General features: G+C 30.7%; 18 protein-coding genes. 9 read left to right on the plus strand and 9 right to left on the minus strand.

The features are described from left to right. Positions 1-181 precede the first annotated feature (181 nt). From Q0678_RS08120 to Q0678_RS08155, 8 genes are all read left to right on the plus strand, one after another. Positions 182-1,522: an FAD/NAD(P)-binding oxidoreductase gene (locus Q0678_RS08120; RefSeq protein ID WP_299056414.1), complete on the plus strand. Its 1,341-nt coding sequence runs from the start codon at positions 182-184 to the stop codon at positions 1,520-1,522. 1 nt (position 1,523) lies between these two features. Beyond that, the gene (locus tag Q0678_RS08125) at positions 1,524-3,146 is read left to right on the plus strand and encodes a 4Fe-4S dicluster domain-containing protein (RefSeq protein WP_299056418.1); all 1,623 of its coding nucleotides are present in this window, start codon (positions 1,524-1,526) and stop codon (positions 3,144-3,146) included. Next, complete coding sequence (locus tag Q0678_RS08130) at positions 3,146-3,628, plus strand: hypothetical protein (protein WP_299056420.1); 483 nt, start codon at positions 3,146-3,148, stop codon at positions 3,626-3,628. Before Q0678_RS08125 ends, Q0678_RS08130 begins: the two co-directional genes overlap by 1 nt. Next, positions 3,625-4,317 (plus strand): glycosyltransferase family 2 protein, encoded by a 693-nt coding sequence (locus tag Q0678_RS08135; RefSeq protein WP_299056422.1) that lies wholly within the window; start codon positions 3,625-3,627, stop codon positions 4,315-4,317. The genes Q0678_RS08130 and Q0678_RS08135 overlap by 4 nt, the downstream gene beginning before the upstream one ends. Continuing rightward, positions 4,317-5,807: a cellulose synthase family protein gene (locus Q0678_RS08140; protein ID WP_299056619.1), complete on the plus strand. Its 1,491-nt coding sequence runs from the start codon at positions 4,317-4,319 to the stop codon at positions 5,805-5,807. The genes Q0678_RS08135 and Q0678_RS08140 overlap by 1 nt, the downstream gene beginning before the upstream one ends. Continuing rightward, complete coding sequence (locus Q0678_RS08145; protein WP_299056424.1) at positions 5,807-7,228, plus strand: mannosyltransferase; 1,422 nt, start codon at positions 5,807-5,809, stop codon at positions 7,226-7,228. Before Q0678_RS08140 ends, Q0678_RS08145 begins: the two co-directional genes overlap by 1 nt. 61 nt (positions 7,229-7,289) lie before the next feature. Beyond that, entirely contained in the window at positions 7,290-8,321 is a 1,032-nt protein-coding gene (locus Q0678_RS08150) for a LacI family DNA-binding transcriptional regulator (protein WP_299056427.1), read from the plus strand. Between the two features lie 5 nt (positions 8,322-8,326). Beyond that, a complete protein-coding gene (locus Q0678_RS08155; RefSeq protein ID WP_299056430.1) occupies positions 8,327-9,133 on the plus strand; it encodes an HAD family hydrolase in 807 nt (268 codons plus the stop codon). A gap of 7 nt (positions 9,134-9,140) precedes the next feature. Here the strand turns inward: Q0678_RS08155 and Q0678_RS08160 are convergent, their stop codons facing one another. The 3 genes from Q0678_RS08160 to Q0678_RS08170 form a co-directional block, all read right to left on the minus strand. Continuing rightward, on the minus strand, positions 9,141-9,974 hold the full coding sequence (locus Q0678_RS08160; RefSeq protein ID WP_299056432.1) for a glucosaminidase domain-containing protein: 834 nt from the start codon (positions 9,972-9,974) through the stop codon (positions 9,141-9,143). Beyond that, positions 9,971-10,930 carry a 1-aminocyclopropane-1-carboxylate deaminase/D-cysteine desulfhydrase gene (locus Q0678_RS08165; protein WP_299056435.1) on the minus strand — a complete coding sequence of 320 codons (960 nt, stop codon included), beginning with the start codon at positions 10,928-10,930 and terminating at the stop codon, positions 9,971-9,973. The genes Q0678_RS08160 and Q0678_RS08165 overlap by 4 nt, the downstream gene beginning before the upstream one ends. 72 nt (positions 10,931-11,002) lie before the next feature. Then, positions 11,003-12,919 carry an ABC-F family ATP-binding cassette domain-containing protein gene (locus Q0678_RS08170; protein ID WP_299056437.1) on the minus strand — a complete coding sequence of 639 codons (1,917 nt, stop codon included), beginning with the start codon at positions 12,917-12,919 and terminating at the stop codon, positions 11,003-11,005. A 73-nt stretch (positions 12,920-12,992) separates the two neighbouring features. Here Q0678_RS08170 and Q0678_RS08175 point away from each other — a divergent pair, with 73 nt between their 5' ends. After that, on the plus strand, positions 12,993-13,382 hold the full coding sequence (locus tag Q0678_RS08175) for a DUF983 domain-containing protein (RefSeq protein WP_299056440.1): 390 nt from the start codon (positions 12,993-12,995) through the stop codon (positions 13,380-13,382). A gap of 105 nt (positions 13,383-13,487) precedes the next feature. Here the strand turns inward: Q0678_RS08175 and Q0678_RS08180 are convergent, their stop codons facing one another. From Q0678_RS08180 to Q0678_RS08205, 6 genes are all read right to left on the minus strand, one after another. Continuing rightward, the gene (locus Q0678_RS08180) at positions 13,488-14,561 is read right to left on the minus strand and encodes an FAD-binding oxidoreductase (protein ID WP_299056442.1); all 1,074 of its coding nucleotides are present in this window, start codon (positions 14,559-14,561) and stop codon (positions 13,488-13,490) included. Between the two features lie 192 nt (positions 14,562-14,753). After that, the gene (gldN, locus tag Q0678_RS08185; RefSeq protein WP_299056445.1) at positions 14,754-15,608 is read right to left on the minus strand and encodes a gliding motility protein GldN; all 855 of its coding nucleotides are present in this window, start codon (positions 15,606-15,608) and stop codon (positions 14,754-14,756) included. A 16-nt stretch (positions 15,609-15,624) separates the two neighbouring features. Further along, positions 15,625-17,151, minus strand: a complete 1,527-nt coding sequence (gldM, locus tag Q0678_RS08190; RefSeq protein ID WP_299056447.1) for a gliding motility protein GldM — start codon at positions 17,149-17,151, stop codon at positions 15,625-15,627. Between the two features lie 45 nt (positions 17,152-17,196). Further along, positions 17,197-17,829, minus strand: a complete 633-nt coding sequence (gldL, locus tag Q0678_RS08195) for a gliding motility protein GldL (protein WP_299056449.1) — start codon at positions 17,827-17,829, stop codon at positions 17,197-17,199. 47 nt (positions 17,830-17,876) lie between these two features. After that, a complete protein-coding gene (gene gldK, locus Q0678_RS08200) occupies positions 17,877-19,250 on the minus strand; it encodes a gliding motility lipoprotein GldK (RefSeq protein WP_299056451.1) in 1,374 nt (457 codons plus the stop codon). A gap of 103 nt (positions 19,251-19,353) precedes the next feature. Then, a complete protein-coding gene (locus Q0678_RS08205) occupies positions 19,354-20,514 on the minus strand; it encodes a formimidoylglutamase (protein ID WP_299056454.1) in 1,161 nt (386 codons plus the stop codon). Between the last annotated feature and the right edge of the window lie 32 nt (positions 20,515-20,546).

Consider the following 20,546-nt stretch of genomic DNA (forward strand, 5'->3'; position numbering starts at 1 on the left):
GTGTTTTTTCATCATTATAATTTTAATTAAAGTAAATTGATATGATTAGTCTAAAATTAAAATGATACTTACAAAGTAATTTAAATTTTTTATTTATAATGATTCTAAATTAAATTAAAATGATAAATAATATTAAGTTCTTAACTTTCCAACCGACAAAAGAAATAATCAATTAAAGAATATGGAACATATTGTTATTATTGGAAACGGAATATCTGGTGTTACCGCTGCAAGGCACATCAGAAAAAACTCTGACAAAGAAATTACCATCGTTTCTGCAGAAACAGATTATTTCTTTTCTAGAACTGCATTGATGTATGTGTATATGGGACACATGAAATTTGAACATACACAACCTTATGAATCTTGGTTTTGGAAAAAAAACCGCATCAATCTTAAAAAAGGAACTGTTTCTAAAGTACATTCTAACGCCAATAAAATTGAATTTAGTAACGGTGAAGAATTAAGTTTTGACAAACTGATAATCGCCACCGGCTCTAAACCTAATAAATTTGGCTGGCCAGGTCAAGATTTAAATGGCGTAATGGGCATGTATCACAAACAAGATTTAGAAAATCTTGAAAAATATGCACCAAATAATCAGGTTTGTAAACGTGCCGTAATTGTTGGCGGTGGTTTGATAGGAATTGAATTGGCAGAAATGTTACATAGTAGAAATATTCCTGTGACATTTTTAGTGAGAGAAAATAGCTTTTGGGGTAATGTTTTACCGAAAGAAGAATCTGCCATCATTAATAAAGAAATTTTAGATGCTCATATTGATTTGCGTTTAGGTGTTAATTTAAAAGAAATTAAAGCTGATAAAAACGGTAATGTAAGCTCTATAATTATTGCAGAAACTAATGAAGAAATAGCGTGCAATGTTGTTGGTTTGACTGCTGGAGTAACACCTAACATAGATTTTTTAAAAAATACTGATTTAGAAATTGGTCGTGGCGTAAAAGTAAATCGGTTTTTAGAAACCAATATTAAAAATATTTATGCTATTGGAGATTGTGCAGAACAGCATGAGGCAATTGGGCAAAGAAGACCTATTGAAGCCGTTTGGTATACAGGTAGAATGATGGGCGAAACGGTTGCGCAAACTATTTGCGGAAATAAAATTGAATACAAACCAGGTCATTGGTTTAACTCAGCAAAATTTATAGACATCGAATACCAAACCTACGGCTGGGTTTGGGCAGAACCAAAGGAAAACGAAGCTCGTTTTTACTGGGAACATCAAAGTGGCAAAAAATGTATTCACATTAATTATGATAAAAACACCTCAGAATTTATTGGCATCAATACTTTCGGAATTAGAATGCGCCACGAGTTTTTTGACAAAGCACTTACCGAAAAAAAATCTGTTCAGTATATTTTAGAGCATTTAGCAGATGCTAATTTTGATCCTGAATTTTACAAATTACATGAGCCTGAGATTGTGGCAAAATTCAATATAGAAAACAATACAAACATCCAATTAAAGAAGAAAAGTTGGGCAAGAATCTTTAGCGCATAATATGAAAGCAATAAAACAATCTGGTTTAATCCTTTTTTTAATTGGCTTAACTATTTTTACTGGAACAATTTTCACAGGTTCATTCTCTTTAAATTCTAATGAATTTGATTCATTTATCAAAGAGAAAAACTACAAAAACGAACTGATTAAAGATGAACTTCAAAAAGCTGTTGTAACATCAGAAAATATAAATATTTTCGAGTTTTCTAGCCGAGTTAGAAATGCCTATAAAGTTTCAAACGAGCATTATGAGGCATTGATTACAAAATACGATTCAGAAAAAAATTGGACTAAAAAAGGAGAACAATATCAATATAAAATCTACGGAAAACCGCATAGCTTAAGCTTTGAATTGGCTAAAAAAGCAGGCGCTGGATTTGCAGCAAAAAACCCCATTTTAATGTGGTTATTAACTTTTGGATTAGGAATTATTGGCGCCCTTTTATTTATAATACCCGATGTAATTTTATTAGGAAAACCAGGAATTAAAAACAACGGAATTTTCTTAAACGCAGCCACAAATCGTGGTTGGATTGGCTGGTTTGCTTTTGTCTTTTTAGTTAGCTTTTACATACTACTTTATTTCTATCCAGATTATATTGTAAACTGGGTGTATTTAGTAGATCCAATAAGTGAATCTATCAGTGGAAATCTTGCAAGTCAATGGTTTTTATATGGATTTTTATATTGTGTTGTGATGACAGTAATGGCTGTTAGAATGTATATTAAATATCGCCATAATAAGTATCAAATTTTAAGAACAACATCTGTATTATTCTTCCAAATTGTCTTTGCTTTTTTAATTCCAGAAATTTTAGTTCGCTTCGAAAAACCTTGGTACGATTTTAAAAATGCATTTCCTTTAGATTATGATTTTTTCTTTAAATGGAATTTAGATGAGCTGCTCTCTAGTGGCGGATTTGGATTGTTTATATTAGTTTGGGGAGTTGTTTTAACAATCGTTGTTGTACCTGTTATGGTCTATTTCTTCGGAAAAAGATGGTACTGTTCTTGGGTTTGTGGTTGTGGCGGATTGGCAGAAACTTTAGGCGACCCTTACAGACAACTTTCTAGTAAAACATTACTTTCTTGGAGAGCAGAACGCATTATTATTCATTCTGTATTAGTTTTTGTTTTAGTGATGACAGGTTTTGCCTTGTATACTTTCTTCTCTGGTGCTGATCAAGTGATAGGTATTAAAACTCAAACCATTCAAGATATTTATGGGTTCTTAATTGGATCTATTTTCGCTGGAGTAATAGGAACAGGATTTTATCCAATTTTTGGAAACAGAGTTTGGTGTCGTTTTGGTTGTCCTTTAGCAGCTTATTTAGGATTTGTACAACGATTTAAATCGCGTTTTAGAATTACAACAAATGGCGGTCAATGTATTTCTTGCGGAAATTGCTCTACTTATTGCGAACAAGGAATTGACGTAAGAGCCTACGCACAAAAAGGTGAAAACATTGTGCGTTCTAGCTGTGTTGGTTGTGGTGTTTGTTCTGCAGTTTGTCCTCGTGGTGTTTTAAAATTAGAAAATGGCCCAGAAAAAGGACGTATCAATCCAACAGAAATTTTGTTAGGCAATGATATTGATTTAATGGAGTTGGTAAACAACAAATAATGTTTCAAAAGCCTATTGTAATTTTGTTTTTTCTATGTTCATTTTGTATAAATGCTCAAAAAAAATATTACAAATCATTTTACTCAAACGGACAAATAAAACAAGAAGGTTGGATAAAAAACAATAAAAAAAATGGCTATTGGAAATTTTATTACAAGAACGGTAATCTAGAAAAAGAAGGTCATTTCATTGACAATTTACAAATAAAATATTGGTATTTTTACGCCAGAAATACAATTAAAAAAAAAGAAGGGCATTTTAAAAATGGCTTAAAAAATAATTGGTGGTTATTCTATGATTATAAAGGGCAATTAGAACATAAATGCCAGTTAGAAAAAAATCAAAAAAACGGATTTTGTTTTAAATATCAAGAGAATAAATTAATCAAAGCCGAAAAATATAAAAGTGGTCTAAAAATTAAAGAATGGACAGATTTAAAATCTTTTAAAAAAGAAAATAGTTTGTCCGATTTATATAAATGAAACCAATCATAAAAGTTATTATCCCTGCATATAACGAACAAGATTCTATTGCTAATGTAATTAAAGATATTCCGTCAATTGTTGATGAAATTATTGTTGTCAGTAATAATTCTACAGATAAAACAGAAGAAAACGCAATAAAAGCTGGCGCAACTGTCTTAAAAGAAAACCAAAAAGGATATGGTTTTGCTTGTTTGAAAGGAATGGATTACATAGAAAATAAAGCTATAAAGACCGATATTGTTGTTTTTTTAGATGGTGATTATTCAGATTATCCCGAGCAATTAACAGAATTAGTTGCTCCAATAATTGAAAAAGACATCGACTTTGTAATCGGTTCAAGAGTTAAACAATTAAGAGAAAAAGGCTCGATGACTGTGCCACAAATTTTCGGAAATTGGTTAGCAACTTCTCTAATGAAATTATTTTTTAACGCAAATTTTACAGATTTAGGTCCTTTTAGAGCCATTAAATACAACAAATTAGTAGCGCTAAAAATGGAAGACAAAACCTACGGATGGACCGTTGAAATGCAACTAAAAGCACTGAAGCAGAAATTATCTTATGTAGAAATTCCGATGAAATATAGAAATAGAATAGGTGTTTCTAAAGTTTCTGGAACCGTAAAAGGAAGTGTTATGGCAGGCATAAAAATATTAGGTTGGATTTTTAAATATAGTTTTAAATGATGATTATTTCTTACATAATTATTGCAGTTTACACAGTTTCTTTGATACTTATTTTTATGTATTCAATTGCACAACTAAACTTACTTATCAATTACTTAAAAGCACAAAAAAAAGATGATACATCAGAAAAGTTTGACTTTTCTAACCCTGAAGAAATACCTTTTGTAACCATTCAACTCCCTGTTTACAATGAGTTATACGTAATGGAAAGATTGCTTACAAACATTGTAAAATTAAAATATCCGAAAGAAAAATTAGAGATTCAGGTTTTAGATGATTCTACCGATGAGTCTGTTATTTCAACAGAAAAGCAAATCAACGAATTACAAAAAGCTGGTATAGACATCAAACACATCAAAAGAACCAATAGAGAAGGTTTTAAAGCTGGTGCTTTAAAAGAAGGTTTAAAAATTGCAAAAGGAGCGTTTATTGTCATTTTTGATGCAGATTTTTTACCTAAAGAAAACTGGTTGCTTGAAACAATTCCTTATTTTAAAGACTCAAAAATTGGCGTGGTACAAACGCGCTGGGGGCACATCAACAGAAACTATTCTACACTTACAAAAATTCAAGCATTTGCTTTAGATGCTCATTTTACCTTAGAGCAAGTAGGTAGAAATAGCCAAGGTCATTTTATAAATTTTAACGGAACAGCTGGTGCTTGGAGAAAAGATTGCATAATTGATGCCGGAAATTGGGAAGGTGATACGCTTACAGAAGATATTGACTTAAGTTACAGAGCCCAGCTTAAAAACTGGAAATTTAAATATTTAGAACACGTAGAAACTCCGGCAGAATTACCTGTTATAATTAGCGCAGCAAGATCGCAACAATTTAGATGGAATAAGGGTGGTGCAGAAAATTTTAAAAAAATGATGAAAAGAATCATCATTAATAAAAATATTTCTACCAAAACCAAAATTCATGGATTGCTCCATTTATTAAACAGTTCTATGTTTACCTGTATATTTTTGGTGGCTATTTTAAGCATACCAATGTTGTATATAAAAAACGAGTACGCCCATTTAAAACCTTTCTTTTATGTGATGAGCTTTTTTGTAACTAGCTCTATCATTTTCTTTATCTGCTATTGGTTTATGTACAAGAAAATTTATGGCAACGGATTTAAAAATTTTATAAAATATATTGGTGCTTTTTTTACCTTTTTTACAGTTGTATTGGGCTTTTCTTTGCACAATACCATTGCTGTTCTAGAAGGCCATTTTGGTAAGAAAAGTGAATTTATAAGAACACCTAAATTTAACATCAATACGCTAAAAGACAGCTGGAAAAAGAACAAATACATTTCTAAAAAAGTCTCTATTCATGTTATTATTGAAGGATTATTAGCTTTGTATTTTGTTTTCGGAATGTACAGTGCTTTTATCGTTGGAAATCAGGGTGGCGATTTTGGTTTGTTTCCGTTTCATTTTATGCTTTTCTTCGGATTTAGTTATGTGTTTTTTAAATCAATTTTTTCAAAAGCATAATGATATTCAAGAGTAAAAATAAAGGATTATTAATTGCATCAATTTTAACAATTATACTTTATTTTTTCTTTGCTTACAAATTAGAAAGAACTGAATTCAGCCATATACTATTGCTATATATTTCACTTTTTATAGCGTTCTATTTCATTCTAAAACATGGCGATAAAAACATTAAAATCTTAACTGGTTTAGCCATTTTATTTCGATTGATTTTTTTGTTTGCAACACCTAATTTATCACAAGATTTTTATCGTTTTATTTGGGATGGCAGAATGCTTTTAAACTGTCTAAATCCGTATTTATCTTTACCTGAAACTTTTATAAATCTACAACAAGTACCAATACCTCAAGCAGCAGAAATCTATGCCGGTATGGGCGAATTAAACGGAAGTCATTACACCAATTATCCGCCTTTAAATCAATTGTGTTTTTTAATTGCAGCACTATTTGCAAACAAAAGTATTTTAGGATCGGTCATTGTGTTAAGGCTAATTATCATTTTAGCTGATATCGGAATTATTTACTTCGGAAAAAAGATATTAGAAAAACTAAACTTACCAATTCATTACATCTTTTTATATGCATTAAATCCATTTATAATAATTGAATTAACTGGCAACTTACACTTTGAACCTGTTATGTTATTCTTTTTAATTTGGAGTATTTATTTACTACTGAATAATAGATTAATTTTAGCAGGAATTCTATTTGCTTGCTCTATTTCCGTGAAACTAATTCCGTTATTATTTTTACCATTATTCTATCAATGGTTTATAAAAAGACCTCTCGACTCTTCTCGAGATAAAAAAGTCATGTCCGTTCGAGATTGTCATATCGAGCGGAGTCGAAATACGAAAACGAATAAACTACTAAAATTATTACTGTTTTATATTATTATAATCGGAACAACAATTCTATTTTTCTTACCGTTTTACAATGAAGAATTGTTGAATAATTATATGAATTCTGTTGGGTTGTGGTTTAGAAATTTTGAATTCAACGCAAGTTTATATTACCTTTTTAGAGAAATTGGATATTTGTTTAGAGGCTATAATGAAATCGCTACAATTGGAAAAATCATTCCTGTTTTAACAATTCTATTTTTAGGTTTTATTACGTTTTTTAGAAAAAACACACATCCAAAAGAATTAATAACGGCACTATTATTCGGATTGTCTTTTTACTATTTTACAACTACAACAATGCATCCGTGGTATTTAGCAACACTAATCTTACTCTGTGTTTTTACAAAATATCGTTTCCCGATAGTTTGGAGTGTGGTTATTATTTTAAGTTATCAATCTTATGCAAACCTTCCTTGGAAAGAAAATTTATGGGTAATTAGTTTAGAATATCTCATTTTGTATGGCTACTTAATTTTTGAGATTATCAAAAAAAACAAACCTGTATTAGTTAAATAAATAAATTCTGTACCTATCTAAAATGATTTTTGTATTTTAGACTTTAAATTTATTTTTATTTATGAAAAGACTTACCATAAAAGACATTGCAAAAGAATTTAATGTTTCTATTTCTACTGTTTCTAAGGCTTTAAACGACAGTTATGAAATTAGTGTAAGCACCAAAGAAAAAATACAGAAATACGCAAAAACAAATAACTACAAACCAAATTTTAATGCGCTAAGTCTAAAAAATAGACAAACAAAAACAATCGGAATTATTATACCCAATATGTTAAATTACTTTTTTGCACAAGTATTTAATGGGATCGAAAAAGTTGCCAATGAAAGAGGATATAAAATAATCTCTTGTATTTCTAACGAGTCTTTTACCAAAGAGGTAGAAACAATTGAAATGTTGTCGAATGGCAGTATTGATGGTTTTATTTTGTCTTTAGCAGAAGAAACAGTCTCTAAAAATGAGTTTGGCCATTTTAAAGAAGTTATAGACAATGGTACGCCAATTGTTATGTTTGATAGAGTTGCAGATAGCATTAAATGCGACAAAGTAGTTACAGATAATTTTGATAGCGCAAGAAGCACTGTTAGCTATTTAGTTAAATCTGGTCATAAAAATATTGCATTTATATCTACCATCAGCAACTTAGAAATTGGAAAAAGAAGGCAGCTAGGCTACTTAAAAGGCTTAGAGGATCATCAAATAAAAGTAGAAAAAAATCTTATTATAAATATTGATGATGATTATAAAAACTACGAGGCTATTTTAGAACCTATTTTAAAAAATAACAAAATAGATAGTGTAATTGCTACCGATGAATCTTCTGCAATTGCTGCAATGAAAGTAGCCATAAAACAAGGTCATAAAATACCTGAAAATTTTTCAGTCATTTCTTTTTCAAACGGAATTTTAGCAAGACATTCTAGTCCTAGAATGACAACTGTTAGTCAGCATGGCGAAATAATGGGTGCTACAGCAGCAGAAAAACTTATTAATAGATTAGAAGATAAATCTGAAATTAAAAAAGAACCAGAAACTATTGTCATAAAAACAGACCTTGTAGAAAGAAATTCTACTAAAAAAATATTACTTTAAAACCTATGGATTTTTCAAAAGTAAAATTAGTAGTATCTGATATGGATGGCACATTACTAAACAATAAAGGTGAAGTAAGTAGTTTGTTTTTTGAATTAGTTGATGATCTTAAAAATAAAGGTGTTGTTTTTTGTGCCGCAAGTGGAAGACAGTATAATAGTATTTTACAAAAACTAGCAACCTTAAAAGAAGATATTTATATTATTGCAGAAAATGGTGCAATCGCTAAAAAAAACGATCAAATACTTTCTATACAACCGCTATCAAAAAGTAAGATAAAAAAAATTATACCTGTTTTAAGAACTATAGAAGGTGCCGAAGTTGTGCTATGTAGTGAAAATTCTGCTTTTATTGAAACTAAAAACAAAGGTTTTACTACACTTTTTCAAGAATACTACCATACCTATTCACAAGTTGATGATTTGCTTAAAACTTTAGAGACCACAGAAATTTTAAAAGTTGCTATATATCATCATGAATCTTCAGAAAAATATATTTACCCAAAATTAAAAGAATTTAAAGACGAAATTTTTATTAAAATTTCTGGCAAAAACTGGTTAGACCTTTCCGACGAAAAAGCAAATAAAGGAAATGCTGTTAGAGAACTACAGCAAAGTTTAAACATTTCTAAACAAGAAACTATGGTTTTTGGAGACTACCACAATGATATAGAAATGTTACAAGAAGCTTCTTTTAGCTATGCAATGAAAAATGCTCACAAAGACATTTTAAAAATTGCAAACTACAGCACAGATGACAATAATAATTATGGCGTAGAAAAAATCTTGAAACAAGTTTTAGCAAGTAAATAATTACAATTTATTTAATTTGTAACTGCTGCCCAATTGCAAGATTAGTATCTATCAAATCATTTAAGTCTTTAAGAATGTTAACAGTAGTATTAAATTTTCTAGCAATAGAATATAAAGTATCACCTTTAACAACCGTATAGGATTCTAATTTACTAGTTACCTCTTTAACAGAGTCTTTACTTGATTCTTTAAAATCAAATTCAGCATCTCTTTTTAATGTATCAAACTCATATAAATTATAGTTTTCTATAATTGTAATTAGTTTATTAGGGTATTTTTTATCTGTAGCATAACCCGCTTTTTTTAAACCTTTGGCCCAACTTTTATAATCTCTTTTATCGTAATTAAATAAAAAAGAATATCGTTTTCTTTTTGTTAAAAACTCAGAATGATCTTTATAAGAAGTGGCAACATACTCGTACTTTCTAAAACATTCACCAGCCTTATCATCGTCATGATACACTTTTTTACCAGACCAACCCGAATGACATTTTATACCAAAATGATTGTTAGATTTTGATGCCAACTCACTTCTACCACTACCAGATTCTAAAATACCTTGTGCTAAGGTAATACTTGCAGGAATATTACTGCTATGCATTTCTTCTACAGCAATAGAGGCATAAGTTTCTATATAAGCTAATTTTAACTTACTTAAACTAGGATTTTTTTTATACAACTCTTTGGTAAATTTCTTTACCCCTTTTAAATTACTATTATTCGCAATCGGTTTGTTTGTAACGTTGTTATCATCTTTACTAGACTTATGGCTGTTTTTATGAGCACCACAGCTATAAAAAAGTAAAATAAAAAACGAATATTTTATAATTCTTAATTTCATAAAACATTAATTAAAGGTTCTTCTTTCTGTTTTAATAAGTTGTTTATTCCTGCAATTCCCTGTAGTCCGCCAGTATGGATTGCTAATATTTTAGCACCTTCTTTAAAAGTATCTTTTTCTATTAAATCTAAAATACCAAAAATCATTTTACCTGTATAAACAGGGTCTAATTGAATACCAGTATCTGCTTTAAATTTATTAATAAATATAATTAATTCTTTGTTATATTTTGCATAACCACCAAAATGATAGTCTTTTTTTAGGCTCCAATTATTATTTTTAATCGTATATTTTTTTATTTCTTCGGATAAAAAGTTTCCTTTTAAAGCAGGAAAACCAATTACTTTCTGTTTCTTTTTAAGAGATTTTATCAGTCCTGCTAAAGTACCACCTGTACCAACTGAAGCACAAACATAATCGAAGGCAGCGTCTTGCGGGGTTAAAATTTCTTGACAACCATCTACTGCTAAACAATTAGTACCTCCTTCTGGAATCAAATAAAAATCGCCCCATTTATTTTTCATTTTCTCTATAAACCCAAAAGACGATTTTTGTCTGTAAAGCTCTCTAGATATAAAATGAAATTTCATACCATGATCTTGCGCTACTTTTAAAGTAGCATTTTCGGCTATTGTTTGTGGTAGGTTTTTACCCAACTCATCTCCTCTAATAATACCAAACGTTTTTAAACCTACTAGTTTACCTGCAACAGCAGTGGCAGCAATGTGATTAGAATAGGCACCACCAAAAGTAAGTACTGCCTTCTTTTTTAATTTTTTAGCTTCTTGTAAATTATATTTTAGCTTTCTAAATTTGTTTCCCGAAACTATTGGGTGAATTAAATCTTCTCGTTTTATAAAAAGGGCTACTTTTTTTTCTTCTAGAATCGGTAATAAAATTTGTTGATTCTCAGAAACAAAATTGGTGTCAAAAAAAGTAGGATTTGTAGTGCTCAATGTATAAATTTTGGTTGTGTAAAACACCTAATAAAAGGCTATAATGTGTGTTCTTTTTAAATAAAAAAAGGGTTAATTAAAATTGGTAACTTCTGCTTCTACAAGTTCCCAATTTTCCATTAAAACATCTAACTGTGCTTTCTTTGCCTTATAATTTTCGAAAAAATTAGGCCTTGCAGAAACCGCATCATAATCTTGAGCCAATTCTAAATCTATTTTAGTAATTTCTGCCTCTAAAGTTGCAATATCGTTCTCTATGTTAGAAAGTTTATTTTTAATTTTCTTTAATTGCTTTTCTTGATCTCTAGTAAGTTGATTTTCTTCATTTGCAACAACCGATTTTTCAACTTTTACAACAGTTCTTTTCTCTGCCTCTCTAAGGTTTTCTATTTTGTGTTGTTCTAAAAAATAATCAATATCACCTAAATATTCTTTTATTTCTTTGTCTTTAAAACCATACACTGTAGAAGTTAAGCCTTGTAAAAAGTCTCTATCATGAGATACTAAAATTAAGGTACCATTAAAGTTATGCAATGCTTCTTTTAAAACATTTTTTGATGCAATATCTAGGTGGTTTGTTGGCTCATCCATTATTAACACATTAAATGGTGATAATAATAATTTACACAATGCTAATCTATTTCTTTCGCCACCAGAAAGTACTTTTGCTTTTTTATCTACAGCATCTCCTCCAAACAGAAAAGAACCTAACATGTCTCTAACGCGCATTCTATTAGTATCTGTTGCAGCGTCTTCCATTATTTCTAAAACTGTTTTCTCTGGCGGTAAATGTTCTGATTGATTTTGGGCAAAGTAACCAACTTCTACATTGTGTCCTAGCTTTAAATGTCCTTCAAAAGGTATTTCACCTACCATCATTTTGGCTAAAGTAGATTTTCCTTGTCCGTTTTGTCCTACAAATGCAATTTTACTATTTCTTTCAATTAATAAATCTACCCCAGACAACACGTGTTTTTCTCCGTAACTTTTAGAAAGGTTTTCTGCTTCTACAATAATTTTACCAGGATCTTTAGAGATTGCAAACCTAACATTCATCGCTTGGTTATCATCTTTATCAACTTCAATCAACTCAACCTTATCTAGCTGTTTCATTAAAGATTGCGCCATAGAGGCTTTACTTGCTTTTGCTTTAAATTTATTAATTAAGTGTTGCTTTTGCTTAATTTCTTTCTCTTGGTTTTTCTGAGCTTGTAACTGTTTTTCTTTAATTTCTCCTCTTAAAAGTAAAAACTCAGAATAAGGTTTTTTGTAATCGTAAATTTGCCCTAAAGATATTTCAATGGTTCTATTGGTAACATTATCTAAAAACATTTTATCATGCGATACCAATACAATTGCGCCAGAATAGCCTTTTAAAAAGTTCTCTAACCAAATAATAGATTCTATATCTAAGTGATTGGTTGGCTCATCTAACAACAGAATATCATTATTTTGTAATAATAATTTTGCCAATTCTATACGCATTCTCCATCCACCAGAAAAAGTATCAGTTAATTTATCAAAATCTTCTCTTTGAAAACCTAAACCTTGTAATATTTTTTCGGTGTCACCTTGATAGTTATAACCACCAAGTAGTTCGTAACGCTCTGTTTTCTCTGTTAAATCTACAATTAACTGACTATAAGAATCACTTTCATAATCTGTTCTTGTTGCTAATTGTTCGTTTATTTCATCGAGTTGCGCTTCTATTTCTTTAATTTCTACAAACGCTTGATAAGCCTCTTCTAAAATAGTTCTTCCTTCTACAAAATCGATGTCTTGTCTTAAAAAACCAATTTGTACGTCTTTATCAAAAGCCATAGTACCACTACTTTCTATATCTTTAGACAGCACTTTTAAAAGGGTAGATTTACCTGCCCCATTTTTACCAATAAGACCAATTCTATCTCCCTTGTTTAATTTAAAAGTGATTCCAGAAAATAAGTCAGTTCCCATAAAAGAAACTGTTAAGTTGTGTACGTTTAACATGTAATGTAATAATTGTTACTTAAAAAAAAGTTTTAAACTCTATCTTTGCAAAAGTATACAAATTTATATTCTTATGTTAAAAAAAGGGACCAAGTTATATAGTATTATCAATGTAAAATGCCCAAAATGTCACGAAGGCGAATTTTTTAAACACAAATTCACATTTCATCCAACAAAGGTTACCAAATTACACGATAATTGTCCGAAATGTAATTTAAAATACATGATGGAACCTTCTTTTTACTACGGCGCTATGTATGTGAATTACGGAATTATTGTTGCCTTATTTGTTGCTGTTTTTATCATTGCCAAGGTAATTTTAAACCTAACCATAATTCAAAGTTTTGCCGGAATTATAGCCGCTTCATTAATACTGGCTCCTATTAATTTAAGGCTATCAAGAATTATCTGGATCAATCTTTTTGTTACTTATGAAAAAGATAGTACTGTAAAAAAGAAATAATTTTTGGGCGTTTAAACAGGCTTTCGCTACTCGCTTCACGCAAAAAAGCGTGAGAGCTTAAACAAACCGCTCTATCCCTAACGCAAAAACGTTAGATAATAAAAGTTATGTAGTTGCTTTATCTTTCTTATCTAACAAATGCTTAAAGCGACTAATAGCAATCTCATCGTCTAGATCTTTATTGTTTTCTAAATGCTGAAACAGTTCTTCGGCAACTGTAGGCGCTATCATTACACCTCGCGTACCCAAACCATTTAACAATACTAATTGATGGTAATCTGGATGCACACCAACCAATGGCCTTCTGCCAGAAACGGTAGGTCTCATACCCGCAGTTTGATCTACAATCGTATAGGGTACATCTATAATAGTTTCTAACTTTTCTATCAATTCTTTTTTCCCTTCGTTAGAAGGTGCTGCTGTTTTGTCTGTCCAATTAAAAGTGGCACCTACCTTAAATAAATGGTTGCCAAGCGGAAGCACAAAAAGAGACGATTTCAATAAAAAATTGATGTTTAATAAAGGTGCATGTATGGTTAAAAGCTCTCCTTTAACTTCATTTAAAGGCAAATAGTTAAAAAACGGATTTAATTTCATCCCAAAACCCTCACAAAAAACAATCTTACTAGCGTTTATATCATTATAAACAAGTCCGTTTTCTTGTAAATTAATATCGTTGTAATTAAATTTCTCAAACCTTATTAACTGTTGTTCGTTTAAAAAGTTTCTATAAGATTCTACTAATTTTTTAGTATCAATTCTACCTGCTTCTTTTACATTTCCAAAACTAAAGTTTGCCAGAATACCTGTATAACTATTTGTATCTAATTGAGTGTCTAAATACGGTGTTAACTTTGGCTTGTCTATTGCGGCAAACCAGTTATTTTGATCTTCAATTGACTTAAATACTTTTTTAATTGTAAATTTTTCATCAATAGAAATATTGAGTTTTTTTTCTATCTTTTCGTAGAACGGAAGTGCTATTTCTAATTGTTCTTTCGCATTCCAAACGGGTGTATATCTTTTTAAAATTACAGGGTTGTAAACACCACCCGCAACTAAAGAAGAAGTTTGCGAATCATCTTCAAAAACAACAAAACTTTTATTGGCTGCTGTTAATTGTTCTGCAAATGCCAAACCTGCCAACCCGAGACCTACAATTATATAATCTACTTTCATACTACAAAAATAAGCGATTTTATGTTTCTTTATTCTAATAAAATAGGTTTCTTTATCTGTGTAGCCCAGATTGAACGGCTTGTTTAAGCTCTCACGCTTTTTAGCGTGAAGCGAGTAGTGAAAGCTGGAAATAGCTTCAAAAAAAAAACGTCCCAAAAAATTGGAACGTTTGTTATTTAAAAGAAATGAAGATTAGTAATTCCACATATCCATTTCTCTGTTTCTAATATCTTCTTTAATCTTGTTAGCCTCTAACAACTGGAAAAGAGAGTTGCCTCTAACATAATCTGCAATTGCTCTGTTGCCGTATACATTTTCTTCTCTAACAATAGTTCCGCTAAATCTTCTAGCATTTAACATATGATCGAAAGAAATAGGATGAGAGGCATTTTTTGGATTAAATACTTTGGCATCGTGTAAGATATCTCTTGCTGCAGGAAAGAAAATCCAAAAAAGTTCATACAAGTTATCGTCTTCAACATCTTGCACGCCTAATGTTTGTACATCTTTACCCATTGGTGCTAAGGCTAAAAGCCTATATTTTAACTCTCCCTGACGCTTATCAAAATACCACATTCCTTTAATCATGTAGCCTTCTACATCTTGGGTTTGCAATCTTATGGTATCACTATAACCATTTTCTTGTCTTACACTTATTAAACGACTGTCTATCTCGCTCTGTGTAACTTTAGAAGTAAAAAAAGAATCTGAATATGCCTCTGTTATTTTCCCTTGTTTTATCCCTTTAATTAAAGTATCAAATAAAGACCTTCTATCTGATGATATATTTGTGGTATCTATCGGAAAATAATAAGGCAAGTTTATTTTTTGATTTAAATCGATAAACTCCCATACAACTTTAGACCACAAAATATCTCTATCATCTACATAACCATAAGGTACAGGACCATCATTGTCTGCAGCAGCTTGCTGTTCACTAGTTTTTCCTATTTGAGATACTTTTTTAGAATTCAATAAATTAGATTGTGCATTTACTGCACCACTAATAAACAAGGTTAACAAGAGTAATAAACAATTTTTAAACATATTTTATTTTTTTCTTCTAGTTTGTTAATTCAATATTAACAGGCAATACTTTTTTAAGGTTATATCCGTTTGCTGTTGCTTTAATACCATAAATATTAATGATATCTCCTCTTTTAGCTTTAGATAATGCTTTTTTAGCTGCTGCTGTTAAAGTTCTACCATTTACTAAAATAGTTAATTGACCTGGTACTTTTATTTTAAAACTTTGTACTTTAACATTTAAATCGAATTCGAAATCTGGCAAACCTGCATCTATAGGTGCATTTCCTAAACCAGATTTTGGCATTCTTACAGTACCATACTGACCACGAACAGACCCCATAGCAGCAGGAATATCTTTAATTCTAAAAGTTGCTTTAGAGTTTACTGTTTTTCCACTGCTTAAAGTTGCACTTACATTAATGGTTGCTTGATTACCAGCAGCTGGTCTAAAACTATATTTACCGCTACTTTTAGTAAGCTTACCACCAGTTGCAGAAACTCTTAAATTAGTATCACTTACACCTGGTAAAGATACTGATATAGGATTGTCTAGACCTCGATAAACAACATTCATTTTATCTGCAGAAACAACTGCTGTACTTGGTTCTGGAATTACAGAATAAGAACTTTCAAAGGCAACGTTTACTGGTTCTCCATTCTGTGTAAAAGTAATTTCTCCTTTAATATCATGATTACCAACGTTACCAGCAGGCATGTCTATAATAACTTGTCCGTCTTTAATATTTTTGTACGGTTTTTTATTAAGGGTTACTGCATCTGGTACCATTGTCGCGTCATAACGACCTAAAACTATTTTACCTGTTACTTTTTCTCCAGCAAAATAAGCATTCTTATCTAACGCTACTATTCCTTTATAGTTGTTTAAAGACAATGCTTCTTCTAATTTACCACCTAACAAATCTGCAACAATATCAGCTTCAGTATTTTTAATATCAGCTTGCATTTGTGTTAAACTTGTTAAAGATGCTACTAAAGGAAATCCTTTAAAACGATAATCTAACCATTTTATTGTTTTGCCATCTCTATTTACTTCGTCATCAGTAGAAAATCTTTTAGCTAAAACGGAAGCAAATTTACTGTCTGCTCCTAAAATATTGGTAACATTTGTTCTGTAACCATTTATATTCTCAATAAATTCTTGTCCCTTTGGTGTAAATTTATCTCCTTTAAAAAAGTATTCGTCTAAAAACGCTGTTTTATCCATCGTTTCATAGTCTTTTTTATCTTCAAGATCTGCAGTCATCTTTGCTTTTAAATCTTCTAGATAAGAATATAGACCTAAAGAATACTCTTTAATTTGTATTGCTTGTTTGTTTAAAGCACCAAATTTTTCTGATTGCTCTGATGCTTTGGTTGCTAAATTAGCGTATGCTTCTTTATTTTTGGTTGTCGTAGAAATATTGTTTTCAATCAATTTTTCATTCATAAAACCAAAAGCAGATAATACTTCTTTACTCATATTCATCGCTAACATTGCAATAAATACTAAGTACATTAAGTTAATCATCTTTTGTCTTGCCGACATTTTTCCTCCTGCCATTATAATTAGTTTTTTTAGTTAATATTCTATTGGTTAAACTAATTATTATTTAGACATTGCAGATAACATACCACCATAAACATTGTTTAAAGAAGATAAGTTTTTTGCTAAAGATTCCATTTGTTCTTTTAACTTTTCTGCATTTTCTACAACAGTACTGTTTAATTCTGTTTGTTTACCAGTGTTTTCTACTTGTACTTTGTAAAGATTGTTTAAAGTTTCCATTTGTGCAGCTGCCATAGAAACTTGTTCGTTGTATTTATTAGTAGATGAAATTGATTCTGATGCAGCAGACAAGCCTTCTGCAGCTCCTTGAAAATTTTTCATACTAGAACCTAAGCTTGACATTAAATTAGCATCTATTTTTGCTTCTTGCAATAAATTATCTAATTTTTGTGACAATAAGCCTTGAGAACCTTTTTCGTTTTCTGATGCAATACCGTCTTCTCCTAATTCTGGATAAACTTTAGACCAATCTAAATCTTCTTCAGGAGCATCAAACGCAGAAATTATAAAAATAATTGCTTCTGCGACTAAACCAACAGTTAACATTACACCACCTGTTAATGGGCCTATTGTTATGTGCTGTATTTTAAATAAAGCTCCTATAATTACAATTGCTCCTCCAATTCCATAGAAGAAGTTCATTCCTTTTTTGTACGCTTTTGACTGTGCCATAATAACTTTTTTTTTAGGGGGTTGTTTATATTTTTCTCTTTTAACTATTAATTATTTGTTGTACCAATGTAATTTTGTACGGTTCTAAAACCGATATAGCTTCTTGCAGTGTCTGCATATTCGTAATCTCTAGAACCTACTTCTAAAAAATACGCAACATCTTTCCAAGAACCTCCTCTTACAATTTTTCTTTTATTTTTTCTGTCTTCTACATTTGGATTCATAGTAGAAGCCATGTAATAAGATGATAAATTATATGCTGTATTTGTCCATTCAGAAACATTACCTGCCATGTTGTACAAACCGTAATCATTTGCGTTAAATGATTTTGCTTCCATGGTATACAAAGCACCATCTACGGCATAATTACCTCTTACAGGTTTAAAGTTTGCTAAAAAACAACCTCTATCACTGGTTGTACCACCGGTACCCCAAGGATAGGTTGCAAACTCTAATCCGCCTCTGGCAGCATACTCCCACTCTGCCTCTGTTGGCAATCTAAAATCTGGAACTGCTGTTGCATTTTTTCTACTTTTTAAGTAATCATTTTTCTTTTTTGTTCTCCAGTTACAAAAAGCATTTGCTTGCCCCCATGTAACACCAACAACTGGGTAATCTCCGTAAGACTGATGAGAAAAATAATCTTGATGCATCGGGTCGTTGTAAGAATAGTTAAAATCTTTTACCCAAACAGTTGTATCAGGATAAATATTGACCACCTCTGTTTTAACAAAATCTTTTCTGCTACCGCCTTTTCTTGCAGCATTATCTCTATCAAACCAAGAATATCTGTACTTTAAAAATTTTGTGTTAAAAGTTCTTACACCATCTACAGCTTCTTCTCTAGGAATATATAAAGAATCCATCACTTCTACATAATCTGCATCCGGAAAATCTTCTTTTCTCCAAATGATATCATTTTCCCAATTTAAAGGTTTTATAGAATCTACGCCATCGCCAATACTATAATAATTATCATACATGTATTTTTCATAAGCATTAGAATCAGTAGTATCTGTTACAGCAAAAGCATAATCATTAATACCTCCTGAAGGGGCTTCTCCTTCAGCTCCGGTTGAATTCATTAAAGCAGAAAATTCTTGCTGATATCCTAATCTAGTTCTTACAACAGAATCTCTAACCCAAACAACAAACTCTTTGTATTCGTTATTTGTAATCTCTGTTTCATCCATAAAATAAGGCCTCACAGAAACTGTTTTTGTTGGAGAATTTAACGTTCCAATAACATCTTGATCTTGTTTACCCATTGTAAAAGAACCTCCAGGAATTAAAGCCATACCGAACGGTTTCTCTGAAAACCATTTCTTTTTAGACTTCACTCCTACTAGTTCTCCTCTATCATTAGAGCCACAACTATAAAAAACTGTTATTAAAAGTGCAAAAATTGCTGCTTTCTTCATATTTAAAATTTCATTACTAAAAGTTCGTAAACCTATTATTTTTTTTGTTAAAAAACAATGTTAAGATTGTATTTTAACAGAATGTTTTTTCTTAATTTAATTTTTATAGCAACTTACGCATTGCTTTGTACCACTTTTGCGGCATAACTTGATTGGTAGCTGCCACATAATCTTTGTAAGTACATGGTACTAACGCATGTCTTTTGTATTTATTATCCGATAGCAAATTTATCTCTATCCACCATCGACCAGATTTGTTACTTTTATAAAACAGCAACGGATCATCGTTCTCTAACAATACCGTAAATTTTTGATAATTTTCTTTACCTGAAAAAGGATAATCATTAACCCTAAATGCAACTCCTTCAATAAAATACCAAATCATCTGCGCAATTAAATGTGCTGTTTGGCCATTGTTATCATATTTAGAATTATACTCATAAATGCCAAACGATGATACTTTATCACTTATACCGGCATATCTTGCTATTGCACAAATTTCATCACCATAAAAACCATTCGGGGATGCATTATTATTAGCAGGTGCTTCACTTTGTCTTACAGATCCGATATCAATAGAAACAATATCTGCATTTCTAAAAACAGGCTCTACAGTTTCTAATTCTTTAGACACACCTAGTCGATACGCATCAAAATATAAATTATCTATTAATGCTATCTCTTCTTGATTGTTAAAATACGTCTGATAACCAACATTACTATAGTTAAATAAATTATTAGGAGATTGCATGATAATTTTACTTAGATACGATTGTGATGTTAACTCGTCTTCTAAGTTACCTAAATCGAAACGACTATCTACAGCTGCAATATTTACTGTTTGCTCTAGATCATCGTAAGCTCTGTAGTTAATGTAGGTAATATCTTGACCGCCTCCTATAATTACAGGGATGATATTTTTTTTCAACAAAGCAGTTATTGTTTCTGAAACCACAAAATAAGTATCAGAAACGGTATTTCCTTTGTGGATATTTCCTAAATCTGCAATTTCTAGGGGCCAATTACCCGGAAAAAGTGCATATAATTTTTCTCTAATGAGGTGCAAATTTTCTCCACAACCAAAATTATTTTCAGAATTTCTATCTTCTTGTACTCCAAAAATAGCAATTTTAACTCCTTCTAAATCTGGAAAACCATTTTCTAAAGTATGAATTCTAATATTTCTGCCAAGACAACCTTCTGCAAGCAAAGCCAAACGGGTAATCACCGATTTTTGTATTGGAAATAAAAACTCTGAATTCATTAATTAATATTGATAAAACAAGTAAATGCTTT

The sequence above is a fragment of the uncultured Polaribacter sp. genome, assembly GCF_947497125.1.
In the GTDB taxonomy this organism is placed as follows: Bacteria; Bacteroidota; Bacteroidia; order Flavobacteriales; family Flavobacteriaceae; genus Polaribacter.

Bases quoted from the DNA above. Each gene is read 5' to 3' on its own strand.
- Q0678_RS08120 (WP_299056414.1), top strand. From the start codon at position 182: ATGGAACATATTGTTATTATTGGAAACGGAATATCTGGTGTTACCGCT.
- Q0678_RS08125 (WP_299056418.1), top strand. From the start codon at position 1,524: ATGAAAGCAATAAAACAATCTGGTTTAATCCTTTTTTTAATTGGCTTA.
- Q0678_RS08130 (WP_299056420.1), top strand. From the start codon at position 3,146: ATGTTTCAAAAGCCTATTGTAATTTTGTTTTTTCTATGTTCATTTTGT.
- Q0678_RS08135 (WP_299056422.1), top strand. From the start codon at position 3,625: ATGAAACCAATCATAAAAGTTATTATCCCTGCATATAACGAACAAGAT.
- Q0678_RS08140 (WP_299056619.1), top strand. From the start codon at position 4,317: ATGATTATTTCTTACATAATTATTGCAGTTTACACAGTTTCTTTGATA.
- Q0678_RS08145 (WP_299056424.1), top strand. From the start codon at position 5,807: ATGATATTCAAGAGTAAAAATAAAGGATTATTAATTGCATCAATTTTA.
- Q0678_RS08150 (WP_299056427.1), top strand. From the start codon at position 7,290: ATGAAAAGACTTACCATAAAAGACATTGCAAAAGAATTTAATGTTTCT.
- Q0678_RS08155 (WP_299056430.1), top strand. From the start codon at position 8,327: ATGGATTTTTCAAAAGTAAAATTAGTAGTATCTGATATGGATGGCACA.
- Q0678_RS08160 (WP_299056432.1), bottom strand. From the start codon at position 9,974: ATGAAATTAAGAATTATAAAATATTCGTTTTTTATTTTACTTTTTTAT.
- Q0678_RS08170 (WP_299056437.1), bottom strand. From the start codon at position 12,919: ATGTTAAACGTACACAACTTAACAGTTTCTTTTATGGGAACTGACTTA.
- Q0678_RS08175 (WP_299056440.1), top strand. From the start codon at position 12,993: ATGTTAAAAAAAGGGACCAAGTTATATAGTATTATCAATGTAAAATGC.
- Q0678_RS08180 (WP_299056442.1), bottom strand. From the start codon at position 14,561: ATGAAAGTAGATTATATAATTGTAGGTCTCGGGTTGGCAGGTTTGGCA.
- gldN (WP_299056445.1), bottom strand. From the start codon at position 15,608: ATGTTTAAAAATTGTTTATTACTCTTGTTAACCTTGTTTATTAGTGGT.
- gldM (WP_299056447.1), bottom strand. From the start codon at position 17,151: ATGGCAGGAGGAAAAATGTCGGCAAGACAAAAGATGATTAACTTAATG.
- gldL (WP_299056449.1), bottom strand. From the start codon at position 17,829: ATGGCACAGTCAAAAGCGTACAAAAAAGGAATGAACTTCTTCTATGGA.
- gldK (WP_299056451.1), bottom strand. From the start codon at position 19,250: ATGAAGAAAGCAGCAATTTTTGCACTTTTAATAACAGTTTTTTATAGT.
- Q0678_RS08205 (WP_299056454.1), bottom strand. From the start codon at position 20,514: ATGAATTCAGAGTTTTTATTTCCAATACAAAAATCGGTGATTACCCGT.